Source organism: Echinicola marina, from assembly GCF_020463795.1.
Lineage (GTDB): Bacteria > Bacteroidota > Bacteroidia > Cytophagales > Cyclobacteriaceae > Echinicola > Echinicola marina.
Genome location: NZ_CP080025.1, coordinates 3,269,184 through 3,281,413, shown reverse-complemented (window position 1 = coordinate 3,281,413; position 12,230 = coordinate 3,269,184). Strand labels below are relative to the sequence as shown.

The window sequence follows — 12,230 nt, the reverse complement described above, 5'->3', positions numbered from 1 at the left end:
GTTTATAATTTGATCCCAGGAATCCATTGGATGACAACAATAAGCTAGCTGATTTTATAGCACAGGCGCTTAGAAGGATTGTTTGATAGAAGAAAACCTATTTATCTTCTAAGGAGAGGATATAAGCGACCATGGCCATGGCATCCTCCAATTCCAATTTGGGATGGGCGCGCATTACAGGATGTCCCCAAGTGCCACTCCCACCTGAGACCACCTTCCGACCCAATAGCTTAAAATAAACTTGATTATTAGGGTACCTTCTGGCTATATCAAAAAATGTAGGCCCCTTACCTGCACTTTCCTCTCTATGACATTCATAGCAGTCTGCATAGGAAATCAGCACTTTTCCCCTTTGCACCAAAACCGAATCAATGGGCTCATCTTCACCTGGCACCACAAAAAACTCCTTTTTCTCGATCTCGGCAACCTGCATTCCATTCTCCTTCTTTTCCGATTGACAAGAAAACAGTACAAGAGCCATGCTTAATAAACAAGTCACGAATTTAATAAAAGAGGTAAATAAGGACATGAAGAACTTTTACAGTAATCTTTGATTATTGGGTAAATATAATTCATATTGGCAAGTTTTCAGGTTCATGCGCATAGTAAAGCCTGATTTCTTTGCCTATAAAGTACCAAGGTTATAAAGATATTGATCCTTTAACATCATAAAGCTGCCTTCTCTTCAGTAAAAGACCGAGTCCTCTTCCATCCAAGCTATTTTTTGATCTCCATGGATAAAAGCTATGAAAAGCCCCTTTCATTCAACTTCCAAAACTGTTTCTGATAGTCTCTGGGAGGCATTTTTTTTATTTTCTTGAACTGCCTGTTAAAATTCGATAGATGATTGAAACCCGATTCATAACATATTTCGGAGATGTTTAAATCCGATTTCATCAACAGCTTACAAGCATGTCCAATACGCACTTCGTTCAAAAACTCAGAAAAATTCTTATTGGTCTTCACCTTAAAATACTTGCAAAAATATTCAGGACTCATATGGACCAGTGAAGACACACCGGCCAAGGTAATCTTTTCCTTAAAATGTTTCATGACATAATTAAACACCAAGTCCATCTTATCTGAGTCCTTTTCATGATGCATTTCTGGACTATAATCCGGAGAACTCAAATATATACGTTCTGCAGAAGCCATGGATTCCAATAACATCAACAAAGCGGTAACTCGTCCCATCCCTTCCATATCCACCAGTTCCAATATTCTCTCTTTAAGCACTTTTTGCCCTCCGCCAATGAACCTGATTCCTCTGTTTGCTTGCTGAAGCAGCTGTTGGATTTTAGCCATCTCAGGGATCACTAGAAAATCTGCACCTAAAAAATCCAGGTTAAATTGTATACAAATAGCCCGGGATCTAAGCTGAAGATCTCCATGGTAAAACTCCTGATCACATTGCCATAAATGAGGGATATTTGGTCCAAGCAGCACCAAATCCTCCGGACCAAAAGCCTCTATGCAGTCTCCTACATATCTACTTCCATAACCTTCCAAGATGAATAATATCTCAAATTCAGGATGAAAATGTAAGGGTGCAGTAAAATAAGGTTTATTGACTTCCTTGACAAAAAAGGATTGGTGAGCCAGGGTGTTTATCTTTTCAATCGAAATCTTCATAAGCTTAATATAATGCCAGTAATATGCATTATCGGCGTAGACATTTGGATATCCTTACAGTAATTTGGTTCATAGCATTTATTTACGTTAAATATTAATATATATGAAAAGAATAGAAAATACGAATTCAGGAAAGGAAAGAAGAAAGGGGAATCGCTACTTGATTACAGAAGAGGAAATCCAAAGCTATAAAGACCAAGGCTATCTGGTCTTGAACGATGTTTTGACGGAGGAAGAACTATGTTTTCTGGACCCATGGTTTGACCATTTTATGGATGGAAAAGAACAGGAACGCATGGGCAAGGATTTTTGTGATATGAGCCAGCCTTATGGCACAGCACTTGAAGATTTTCAGCTGGTCAATGCCATGCTTCCCAGTAAATATGCACCTGCGCTCAAAGACAACATTTTCTCCAAAGTGGCCCAAAGCATCGCCGATCAACTTTACACCGAAGGTATTGCCAAAATGGACTATGAGCAGTTTTTGGGTAAAAAACCATCCAAAAGCAAAGCTGAATTTGCCATGCATCAGGACCTTGGGTATTGGCCAAAAACCAAGAACACATGGACGGCCACCTTTTCATTGGCCCTGACAGATTCAGCATTGGAAAACGGCTGCCTGCAAGTGGTACCTGGCTCCAATAAAGAACCAGAACTAAGGCGGCATAAACCTATATCTTTTGATCTATCCAAAGAAAATGATAGCAGAGGTGATGCCCACACCTTGGTCATAGAAAGCAAGCCTAGTGACGAAATTGTTTATTTGCCCGTAAAGAGAGGAAGTATTACTATCCATGACGAACGGATCGTCCATGGTTCAGGAGGAAACCTGGCCAAAGGTTGGAGGAAGACCTATGTGATGGCTTTCAGGGATGCCCAAACAATCAAAGAAGAAAGAGCCATGGGCTTCACCCATTCCCATAATGACACTTTGGACTGGAAGGAAATTATTGGACAATAATTTTTCCATTTCGCTAATTTATGTGTATCCGTGTCTTTACCCATATCCTATGACCATCACAAATAAACACCACCAGAATAAAAAGTAGTAATACCTAAAAATAAGTTAAAACCTTGGTTTATTCGGTTACGGGCAACATTGCGTCTACACTTTTCTCTAAATTTAGTATTTCAGGCTTATAATCTTGATTCGAACAATTTTGTTACTTGTAATATAACAAAGTGACACTTTACCACATTCTAAGTACAGCTTAAGCCGCGAAAAAACCTTCCTCCTGTCGAAATAATAAAAATCAGCATCAAAAAAAGGTTCGACCAATTGGCCGAACCTTTTTATCTGAAATTTGCTCGTTAGTTTAATTATTTTTACTGATCAATTGATGTACCATGGATTCCCACTTTTTAACCAAAGACAATTCACCATTTAATTGGGATTTTTCTTCCCCATTAAAAAACTCCAATTGACTTTTAACACCATTTTTCAAGATAAATACAAGCTCCAGTTTATCTATAATAGACTCCTTCCCTTTCTTGGTATTCATGAAGCGATTGACCGTGTGCATCGTGCAGTTTTCCACTGTAGCAATAGGAATGCTCTCTTCTTGCACTTTTTCATTGGTTTTTTTATAGTAAAATAAATGGTCTTTATTAGGTGAAAGTCCAACTGCAAATTCAAATCCTAGGTCTTTTGCTCCTACCTCACTCCTGGCCTGAGTAGCTATAGCCTCCAGTCCCTCCTTTAGTTCGTTTTCCTTCTTTTTTCTACTTCTCTGTAAAAGTACAAACGGCAAAATGCACAGAACTAGTCCTACTAGTCCCATGACAGTTGATGATAAATCCATATAAATTGATATAATTTGATAAATAAACAGTTGTCCAACAAAAGCTTTTAAGCTATTGTGGTGTGACAGAAGGTTTTGTTCACCTCCTTTGATCATTTATATGAAAGTATTAGAAGAAAAAGTGGAAAGGATAAAGAAGTATTAGCTTTTTTTGCTCGGGCAGTATGCTGAGCAATTTTATCAACTGCCTTTGATAGCGGCATTCAAATTGAAAATTATGGATAATGGCAACGGCCCATGAACCAACCCCATCAGCATGACCAGGCTCATAAGCAGGAGGAACCTCAATACTGGAAAAATATTTGACGGGGCCAGCATGGTTAAAATTCACCATCAATGCATCAACCTGAGCACTGTTTTGACTACTTGGCTGATGAAAGTGAGTTTCCTGACTTTGAAGACAGCAAATCGCCGTCATGGCCACCATATAAATGGCCACTAGGGATGCTACAGTAAATATATTCCTGATTGTCTTCAAACCTGTCTATACTATCAACCTCCAAAACTAGTTTTTTACTTGATTAGTTTCAAGAAATCTATTTAAATACTTTGGAACCAGGTTTTTGTCAACATAATGACCGCACTGTCCAAAAATCAATTTATGAAAACGATGGTGTCTTGCCTTACTCAAACCGGCATGTACTTCTTTAGGTAGGCCAAACACATATAAAACACGCTGAACGAGCTAAATATCTATTGTTTAGTTTTACTTAATTGATCAAGAAACCCCTTAACAGGCTGTAAGATAAGTTCTGGCGAGTCCCTATATTCATAACCCACAATTTGATTTACATCTATTTTTTCCAGTTTCATGTACTCCCCAAAGGCCCTTTTGATCTTTTCCTGGGCTTCAATCATTGCTGGATAAACCTTTTCCATATGATACTGATATATTATATTTTGTTGGGCACTGTCCGTGGCCAAATCCAGAAAATATTGCCTGGCAAGAGCATCTTGAATATTACTGAGCACCTCATGTCTGAATGCAGGATCATCAGCTAATCGATCCAACATTTCTCTGGTGCGGGAAGGAGGAATTTGCTTTCGAACCTCCTCCATAAGAGGCGAACCAACATATACCAATGCTCCGAGTCCCTTTTCAGATCCCTGCATGCCGTTTTTGGAAACGATGGCCAAAGCCGGCACCTCGATACGCACGGAATCATCTGTATAATGCTCGGGACGATATACTCCCCTTACTTTACTAATCGCAACAATATCCGTCTTTGCTGTATTGGCCGTTGGACTTGCTCTCAAAAACATCTCATAGGCATGATGGGGATCATTCTGGTTTTCTTCCAGCCATGGCACTGCCAAACCAGTTAAATAGACTATACCTGCGAGTCTTTGGGGGTAATTTTCCGCCAAATACGTCAGCTCAGCGGTGACGGAAGCATTTCCGATAAACACCGCCCGATCAATATTCAGGGCATCAGCAAATGCGATCAAATAATCTCCTTGACTTTCTACATCATAATGCCCCATACCAGAATCACCATAGCCTGGTCTTGTAATGGCAAAGACCCTGTTGTTATCAGTCAGCAGCGGTCCAAAGTCTTGGAATGCATAAGCGCTCCATGCTTCTGAATGCACCAAAATCACCGCCAAACCTTCTCCTCCAAAATCTAAATAATGCGTCCTGATTTCACCAAGCTTGACGAATTTGCTTTCATAATTCAGTCCAAGCTGTTCCTGAGCATTGATCTTGCCCAAGGTCATGAAAATGAAAAACAATATTGATATTTTCCGTAACATTACATTCCTCAATCTACCATTTGATCAAATCGGTTTTCTCATTTAACTCCTCCCAAAAAAGTCTCTTTAGCAAATTAATCAATAATACTGACTTTTGCTTATGGATCTTTTGGGCAAGAAATACACTTCAAGAGCTAGTCAGATCAGCTTGGTCAAAATTTCACTTGTGCCTGAATGCGCATAAGACCACCTTTCTGGTGGTTAATTGGTTTTTCAAAATCCTCATACCTGCGATTGGAAAAGGCATACTCCACCAACAGTTCAAAATGCGGTAATGGATGCCATTCGACTCCTACTTCGGTATCTCTAACGGTATAACTCCTGGCATCTAACTCGTGCTTTTTGCCACCATCATAATATTGCAGACGAAGGAAAGGATAAAACTGCTGTTGCCATTTCTCCAAATAGTACGAAAAAGTAGCATATCCTCCTTCCAGTGGTTTGACCTGAATGGTATTGGAAGCCCTGTCATATTCCGGGCCTCTACCAATATTATATTCTGCTTGGATGCCAAAAGGCCTAGGGTAGAGCACAAAAGACATCGCCGCCCGTTGATCTGAATACCCCTCCGTTTTGACTTCAATATTGGGACTATGCTCTGTCACCACATACTTTCCAGAATAGGCCTGCAAGCCCGGCTCAATCACCTGATTTCCCAATGCTACCGGATAAGAAAAACGTGTCACTACATGAAATTCATCGTTCTTATCAGGATGATTGGCTGTTTGTCCATTATAGAAACCCAAAGCAAATAAGCCAAAGTCACCACCGCTTAAACCAGCCTTTCTTAAACTCTTTATCAACGCCCTTTTTTCCTCAGTCGCCCAATAAAAGAAAACCCCAAGATCTCGCTCATCTTTTACTGCACTATTCAGGGCATCATTCCTGTCCAATGGTAGTCGGTTACTGCTAGATTGCATATTTTCATAGCCAAAGGGCACTTTGCTCTGCCCAATCCGGATACGGAACTCATTCTTTCTGTCAAGTCCAACATCAATATAGGCATCTTTCAGACGGCCCACATGATGCGATCCCCCTACTGACTTGGCAAAGTCCGGCTGAAAATAAAAATAAACTCGGGGTGAAATTTGGCCTTTCACCTTAAAACGAACACGCCTCAAGGAAAGGCCTCCTCCATCTCTGCCCCAATTTTCATCACACTGTTCACAAGCTAAATTGGGATTGGTTTCAAACAGGCCATTGTAACGAACTTGTAGATATCCACCTATGTGAATTTCATCAAACCATTTTGCCGACTTGCCTACTTCTTGTGCCCGAAGTGAAATATTTAAACCAAGCATTAAGGCAATTAACAGGAATATCCGCATCAGTCAGCTATTTTATTCAATACCTCTCCTTTTTCATCAATAACAACTTCCCAATCCTGCTCCATAAGTGCCTGAAGTTCCACTTTATAAACCACATCACTCCGATCACATATTCGCACCAAATCATCCACTGAATAGCCTTTAAAATCTGTTTCAATTCGCTCTCTTACAGCTTCCGGCAAATCCCCAACAACCATATCTTCCTCGTGCCTGACTATTTCCCCCTCAGCATCAAACCAAACTTCATGGTCTATATCCCACCCCAGCTCAAAATCAACATTGTAAAAACTTCCGTCCTTTTCCCAATCCACATCTGTTGCTTTGCGAAATTGTTTATTGAATTCATTGACAATAACTGACGGCACTTGGCTTTGGGCCATATCTTGCGCATATAAGCTTGACATGGCAGTCATTGCTGCGAAGAAAAATAAAACATGCTTTTTCATCTTGTCTTTTTTTTAGTTTACAAGACAAAATAAAGCCCCGATTTGGGAAAGATTTGGGAATGGAACTTAAGCCCTGTAAAAGACTATTTGAAAGGCATGTAAGCCCTGGTCAAAAGAGTAGGAAACCTCGAAATCATACAAGTCTGCAATGGCTTTTACGATAGCCAAACCAAGACCAGTCCCCGCGGATGTGGCTTTAGGCTTATAAAAACGCGTAAAAATCAATTTTTCATCAAGCTCCTGATGATTACCAGTATTACTAATTTCAATTGAATTTGATGCAATCTCTACGAACACCTTTCCTTTTGGCTTATTATGGAAAATGGCATTTTTCAATAAATTCGAGATGATCACTTCAGCCAGAGAAACATCCATTACTATTGCTAATGAAGCACTATCATTCACCATAATTTCCACGCCTTTAAAAGCAGCCATATCCTCCAAATTATGAATGATTTTATGAACAAGGTCATTGAACGAAACGGTTTGGTTATCCAGAAACTGCTTGTTTTCAATTTTGCTTAACAGCAACAAAGATTTATTCAAACGCACCAATCGCTCAATGATGCCCATAACTTCTGCTATACTTTCAGCCTGTTCATTATTGAGTTTTCCGTTTTCGATGAGCAGCTCCAATTTGTTGGTAGCAATGGCCAAAGGTGTTTGTAACTCATGGGAAGCATTTCCTATAAATTGCTTTTGCTGTTCGTAGATTTCTGTGCTATGCTGTAGTAGCGCATTAACCGCAATCTGTAGATCGGTAAATTCTTTTGTTTTGGTCTTTGACTGGGGAAGAATGGCTGTTTTTCCCAAACGGTACTTTTTCAATTGATCCAAAAAATCATAAAAAGGCCTCCATAGTTTTTTTAACACAAAATTGTTGATCAGCACAATGCCTATGATCAAACTCAAGTATAACCAAAGAGCATCGTCAAGCAGTTCTTTGATCAAATCGTCCTCTTCGACCATGGAATTGGCTACTTTTAGCTCATAATACTCTCCCTTAAGTTCAAAAGCCGTGATAAGCATTCTCACCGGCTCTATTTCAGGAAGTTCATCATCAGCATCCTGCATATAAAGTTCCGTATCCAAATATTGGTCTTTTAGAGAAAGGGCTTCTTCTTTATCGATCTTACGAATGGCAAAAAAACTCTCATCAAAATAACTTTTGTTCAAAATTGTGGCATCTTGCGCAGCATTTTGAATAATAAGTCTTTTGTAGTTTTCAAGTCCCTCATCAATACTGCTCTTTATTTCATTGAGCATATTGAAATAAAAAATCACTGCCCAAACAGTCACAATCCCTAAAATGGAAATAGACACATATTTAATGGATTGGTTGAGTAATTTCATGTTTCAATTAATTTGTACCCAATGCCGTATATGGATTCAATTTCTATATTCGCCTCAGCCTGTTGTAGTTTTTTCCGCAGGTTTTTTATCTGATAATAAACAAAGTCAAAATTGTCTGCCTCATCCGAATGATCCCCCCAAACATGCTCTGCCAAGGCAGATTTGGTGACCAAGCGGTTTTTGTTGAGCAAAAAGTAATTGAGCATATCAAACTCTTTCCTGTTGAGAGCAATATTTTGCTGGTTGACCATAAATGTACGCTCATGGAGGTCCAAAACTATATTGGCCATTTCAAGCGTATTTTTGCCGTTCAGTTTTTGTCTTCTCAATACCGCTTTTACCCTTGCGGTAAGTTCTGCCAGATGAAAGGGCTTGGTAAGGTAATCATCTGCACCAAGTTCAAGCCCCTTGAGCTTATCATCCAAGGAATCTTTGGCTGAGATAATAATGACATTTTCACTTTTGCCTGCCTGCTTGAGAGCCGATAAGATGCTAAGGCCGTTGCCATTTGGAAGCATTATATCCAGCAAAATGCAGTCGTACTCATAAATAAAAATCTTATCAGTAGCACTCAAAAAATCTGAAGCTGTTTCCACCAGAAAATTCTCTTTTTCAAGGGATATTTTAATGTTACTAAGTAACTGAGCTTCGTCTTCGATTACTAATATTTTCACATCACAAATATACTTCAAGATCTTGGAAAGAATTGGGAATTTTAATTTCAAACCTTTAGGTAAGACCCTTTTCCCAACGGGGTTCCCCGATAAAGAGACAAGGACAAATCACTTCACTTACCCAATAGAGGACACTTATTCCGTCCCAAATACCTTTCCGTTTAGGGTATGGGTACAGCATTCACAAAAAGGACTCAAGTCCTTTGCTTTTAAATCAGGATTGACCAGTTGTAATTTACCCGAATCATCTACAAATAAGCCAGAAAAATAAGAAGATTCACCTGTTCGGACATAATCTTGTTTTTCACCATCATCCATTGCTACCAACAAGAAAATTGGGGCTGTCTGGTCCAGCCGTGAACTGGCTTCCTTAAATATCTCATCCCATTGCTCCCCTACATTGGACAACAAAAACCTGTACAAAGGTGTGTAATCAAGTCCTCGGTACTTTTTGCCATGCATCGCTCCCTTCACCTGTTCTATTGATGCTCGTTTTTTATGTCTGGAATGTTTAAAATCTCCGCCAAAATCATGTTGCACTCCCCTTGCACGGGTATTTACCTTTCTGTACAACGGTTTCTTATTGTTGTTCATTTCGCTTTTTTAAAAGTCAACGGATAGATTTCACAGATTACCCAGTATTATCTATTTACATCTGTCTGCCTGTAAGTCAATTTGCTTCCTTTAAATATACACTGGTAGATACATAAATTAAACTTTTTGATTATCCGTTTTCACATTAGTAGCCTTATTTTCCACTGGCAGCGTGTGGTGGAGACTGGCGTGGGGCAGGTGGGAAAAATATTTAATCACTATACGATCTTCCCCCTAGTTCCAGCGCCAGTTAAGCATGGCATTGAAATGGAGCATTTCTACCTTATTGAATATTTGCCCATCGGTCAGGCCCTCCTTCTTCATGGGCTCCTTATTGACCAGTATCAGGTGCACATCCAGGCCCTTGATATTTTTGGGCTGGTATTTCATTCCCAGGTTGAGCTGCCTATAGCTGGGCATATTGTATTTATTGGCCTCTGCATCTGCCATATCCGGCAACCAATGCAGTCCTCCCCAAGTATAAAAACTCAAAGGCAATTCGACCAGCTTATAACCTATATATGCGGTCAGCGCATCTAATTGGCTGTTTCCCTCATTTCTCTCCCGGGGAATAAAGGTGTACCAAGCATCCTTACCCCACTCTCGCGGACTGAGCCATCGACCTTTTCCATCCACATGGGTGTAATTCAGGTGCATGGTCCATTGACGGGGTTTCCAAAGTATCCGGGTAGAAAAGGAGTAATTCCTGTCATCTGGATTTTTGTACCGGAAATCAGGATGCTCATCCCCTCCATCTCCTATACCTGCCTGATAGCCCAATTGCAGACCATAACGCCAAGAACTGTTTTCCATCTTCCTTGTTTTTTCAATTTGTAGCATGGAAGTATTAAATAGGTTGGCGGCCAAGGTGTTGGAATAATGCAATGTCCAACCTTCCTGCCAGTCCCTGTCTATTTCCAAAATCCCCACCCAAGGACTTTGGGTTTTACCCGCATAGGCTGAAGCTGTTCCCGATTCAGAACGCCCAGAAGGAAAAAGCCCTATCGTCTCCCCGGGACTTAACCAACCTTTGCCCCCTCTGATGCTAAAGCGGTGAATGGCCCAGAGGGAAAATTTCCAGCTGTCCTCCGGCTGAAACCAAGTGTGCAGCCCTTCTATCATGGTAGGCCCCAGTCTCCCATCCTGAGCATTGACCCAATCTTGGTTGATGCCCATTCTACCTATTTTCACACCAAACTTGTTCTGCTCATAGCCCAAATAAAGACGCTCCAAGGTGCCAAAAATTCTGTCTTGGGGATTTTGAAGATCAAAAAGTCCAGGTTCATAGCGGCTCGCTTTACCGGAAACTGGATCCGGAGTCCAGAATTCGGTACTGACCACATTACCATACATACGGTAGCCTACTCCTAGTTCCCAGTTGTCCTGGTAATGAATCTTAGTCCCCAAATTTAAACTCATGCCCAAAGCATGATCCGAACGGTAATCCATGCGCGGATATGCCGTGTTCATCCAAAAAGAACGATAGTGGATATCCGGTGAAATTGCCCAGTTCTTTTCTTCTTGTCCCTGCCCCATGGCCAAAAGGGATATGCTCCAAATCCAAAAACTCAATAGGTATTTCACTTTCATGGTGCAGGGGATTTTTGGGCCAATTGAATAGGTTTAAAAGGTCCGAACTTATGTTGCTCTTCGGAAAACCCATCTGCATATGGACCAAAAGGATGGTCTATGGGTTTCTTGGTCTTGTCCGGCCAATCTCCAGATAAATCCTTCTCAGGACGCTCCAGACTATTCACATAAGCAGCCACATCCCAAGCCTCCTCATCGGTCAACAGTGGATTTTCAAAAGTTGCTCCCAAAGGCATATTGACCTTTACAAAGCCTGCAAAACGAGAAAGCCTATAGAGCCCTGCCCCTTTATTATAGCTGTGCGCTCCCCAAAGTGGCGGATAAATATATTCCCTCTCGGCCTGATCAAACATTCCCTGCCCATCTGCTTGGTGACAACTTTGACAATTTTGGGCATAGACAGCCTTGCCCTTGATAGGATCTGCTGCTCGGTCCATAAATTCCAGAGGATAGATCCCTGCACCTTGTGGCTTTTCACCTTTCGGCACTTCCTTTCCCAACCATTTCAAATAAGCTACCATTGCCTTCATCTCTTTGGATTCCTTATCCAAGGCCTGCCCATTCATGCTCCGCTCAAAACATCCATTGATACGATCTGCTATATCAGTAGATTTTCCAGAACGTGCCCTGACTTTGGGATAAGTGGATGCTACTGCCCCATAGTTATTGCCCAGAGGAACTGTCCCCCCCTGCAAGTGACAGTTTTGGCAATTTAACCCGTTGGAGATGGTCATAACCTTTCCCTTTGGCCCGAGATAATCCGCTGTATGTACGATCAACTCCTTGCCGTATTTGATATCCTCAGCATTTTCTTCCTCCTCAACGGTATGCCAGTCCGGGGCTTGCCACATTCCCTCAGCTTCAGCCAAAGGAAATATTTCCTGCGCACTTTCCACCGCCACCATTTCCTGTACTTCTTGCTCTAGCAACCTTGGCAATTCCACCCCCTGTCTGGAAAGAAAGAGTATCAGTCCCACGACCAGCACAAAGCCTATCAATACACCCAACAGTCCTACCAAAGCGGAGAACCATAATATGATTTTTTTCATTGGTTTG

13 protein-coding genes are annotated in these 12,230 nt (G+C 41.0%); 1 reads left to right on the top strand and 12 read right to left on the bottom strand.

The window, feature by feature from the left end:
• Positions 1-97 precede the first annotated feature (97 nt).
• Positions 98-481, bottom strand: coding sequence for a c-type cytochrome (locus KZP23_RS13530; protein ID WP_226332250.1), 384 nt, complete (start codon positions 479-481; stop codon positions 98-100).
• Positions 482-744: 263 nt separating this feature from the next.
• The gene (locus KZP23_RS13525) at positions 745-1,632 is read right to left on the bottom strand and encodes an AraC family transcriptional regulator (RefSeq protein WP_226332249.1); all 888 of its coding nucleotides are present in this window, start codon (positions 1,630-1,632) and stop codon (positions 745-747) included.
• A gap of 103 nt (positions 1,633-1,735) precedes the next feature.
• Here KZP23_RS13525 and KZP23_RS13520 point away from each other — a divergent pair, with 103 nt between their 5' ends.
• A complete protein-coding gene (locus KZP23_RS13520) occupies positions 1,736-2,593 on the top strand; it encodes a phytanoyl-CoA dioxygenase family protein (protein ID WP_226332248.1) in 858 nt (285 codons plus the stop codon).
• 355 nt (positions 2,594-2,948) lie between these two features.
• Here the strand turns inward: KZP23_RS13520 and KZP23_RS13515 are convergent, their stop codons facing one another.
• The 10 genes from KZP23_RS13515 to KZP23_RS13470 form a co-directional block, all read right to left on the bottom strand.
• Positions 2,949-3,434, bottom strand: a complete 486-nt coding sequence (locus tag KZP23_RS13515; protein WP_226332247.1) for a hypothetical protein — start codon at positions 3,432-3,434, stop codon at positions 2,949-2,951.
• 109 nt (positions 3,435-3,543) lie between these two features.
• Entirely contained in the window at positions 3,544-3,912 is a 369-nt protein-coding gene (locus tag KZP23_RS13510) for a hypothetical protein (protein ID WP_226332246.1), read from the bottom strand.
• A gap of 215 nt (positions 3,913-4,127) precedes the next feature.
• Positions 4,128-5,189 carry an alpha/beta fold hydrolase gene (locus KZP23_RS13505; RefSeq protein ID WP_226332245.1) on the bottom strand — a complete coding sequence of 354 codons (1,062 nt, stop codon included), beginning with the start codon at positions 5,187-5,189 and terminating at the stop codon, positions 4,128-4,130.
• Between the two features lie 152 nt (positions 5,190-5,341).
• Positions 5,342-6,517 (bottom strand): porin, encoded by a 1,176-nt coding sequence (locus KZP23_RS13500; protein WP_226332244.1) that lies wholly within the window; start codon positions 6,515-6,517, stop codon positions 5,342-5,344.
• Positions 6,517-6,963: a PepSY-like domain-containing protein gene (locus KZP23_RS13495; protein WP_226332243.1), complete on the bottom strand. Its 447-nt coding sequence runs from the start codon at positions 6,961-6,963 to the stop codon at positions 6,517-6,519. The genes KZP23_RS13500 and KZP23_RS13495 overlap by 1 nt, the downstream gene beginning before the upstream one ends.
• A gap of 66 nt (positions 6,964-7,029) precedes the next feature.
• Complete coding sequence (locus KZP23_RS13490) at positions 7,030-8,316, bottom strand: sensor histidine kinase (protein WP_226332242.1); 1,287 nt, start codon at positions 8,314-8,316, stop codon at positions 7,030-7,032.
• Positions 8,313-8,990: a response regulator transcription factor gene (locus KZP23_RS13485; RefSeq protein WP_226336530.1), complete on the bottom strand. Its 678-nt coding sequence runs from the start codon at positions 8,988-8,990 to the stop codon at positions 8,313-8,315. The genes KZP23_RS13490 and KZP23_RS13485 overlap by 4 nt, the downstream gene beginning before the upstream one ends.
• Positions 8,991-9,125: 135 nt before the next feature.
• Entirely contained in the window at positions 9,126-9,584 is a 459-nt protein-coding gene (locus KZP23_RS13480) for a hypothetical protein (RefSeq protein WP_226332241.1), read from the bottom strand.
• Between the two features lie 234 nt (positions 9,585-9,818).
• Positions 9,819-11,174, bottom strand: coding sequence for a hypothetical protein (locus KZP23_RS13475; RefSeq protein WP_226332240.1), 1,356 nt, complete (start codon positions 11,172-11,174; stop codon positions 9,819-9,821).
• Positions 11,171-12,223 carry a c-type cytochrome gene (locus tag KZP23_RS13470; protein ID WP_226332239.1) on the bottom strand — a complete coding sequence of 351 codons (1,053 nt, stop codon included), beginning with the start codon at positions 12,221-12,223 and terminating at the stop codon, positions 11,171-11,173. Before KZP23_RS13470 ends, KZP23_RS13475 begins: the two co-directional genes overlap by 4 nt.
• Positions 12,224-12,230 lie beyond the last annotated feature (7 nt).

Bases quoted from the DNA above. Each gene is read 5' to 3' on its own strand.
- KZP23_RS13530 (WP_226332250.1), bottom strand. From the start codon at position 481: ATGGCTCTTGTACTGTTTTCTTGTCAATCGGAAAAGAAGGAGAATGGA.
- KZP23_RS13470 (WP_226332239.1), bottom strand. From the start codon at position 12,223: ATGAAAAAAATCATATTATGGTTCTCCGCTTTGGTAGGACTGTTGGGT.
- KZP23_RS13490 (WP_226332242.1), bottom strand. From the start codon at position 8,316: ATGAAATTACTCAACCAATCCATTAAATATGTGTCTATTTCCATTTTA.
- KZP23_RS13505 (WP_226332245.1), bottom strand. From the start codon at position 5,189: ATGTTACGGAAAATATCAATATTGTTTTTCATTTTCATGACCTTGGGC.
- KZP23_RS13475 (WP_226332240.1), bottom strand. From the start codon at position 11,174: ATGAAAGTGAAATACCTATTGAGTTTTTGGATTTGGAGCATATCCCTT.
- KZP23_RS13495 (WP_226332243.1), bottom strand. From the start codon at position 6,963: ATGAAAAAGCATGTTTTATTTTTCTTCGCAGCAATGACTGCCATGTCA.
- KZP23_RS13520 (WP_226332248.1), top strand. From the start codon at position 1,736: ATGAAAAGAATAGAAAATACGAATTCAGGAAAGGAAAGAAGAAAGGGG.
- KZP23_RS13480 (WP_226332241.1), bottom strand. From the start codon at position 9,584: ATGAACAACAATAAGAAACCGTTGTACAGAAAGGTAAATACCCGTGCA.
- KZP23_RS13525 (WP_226332249.1), bottom strand. From the start codon at position 1,632: ATGAAGATTTCGATTGAAAAGATAAACACCCTGGCTCACCAATCCTTT.
- KZP23_RS13500 (WP_226332244.1), bottom strand. From the start codon at position 6,517: ATGCGGATATTCCTGTTAATTGCCTTAATGCTTGGTTTAAATATTTCA.
- KZP23_RS13515 (WP_226332247.1), bottom strand. From the start codon at position 3,434: ATGGATTTATCATCAACTGTCATGGGACTAGTAGGACTAGTTCTGTGC.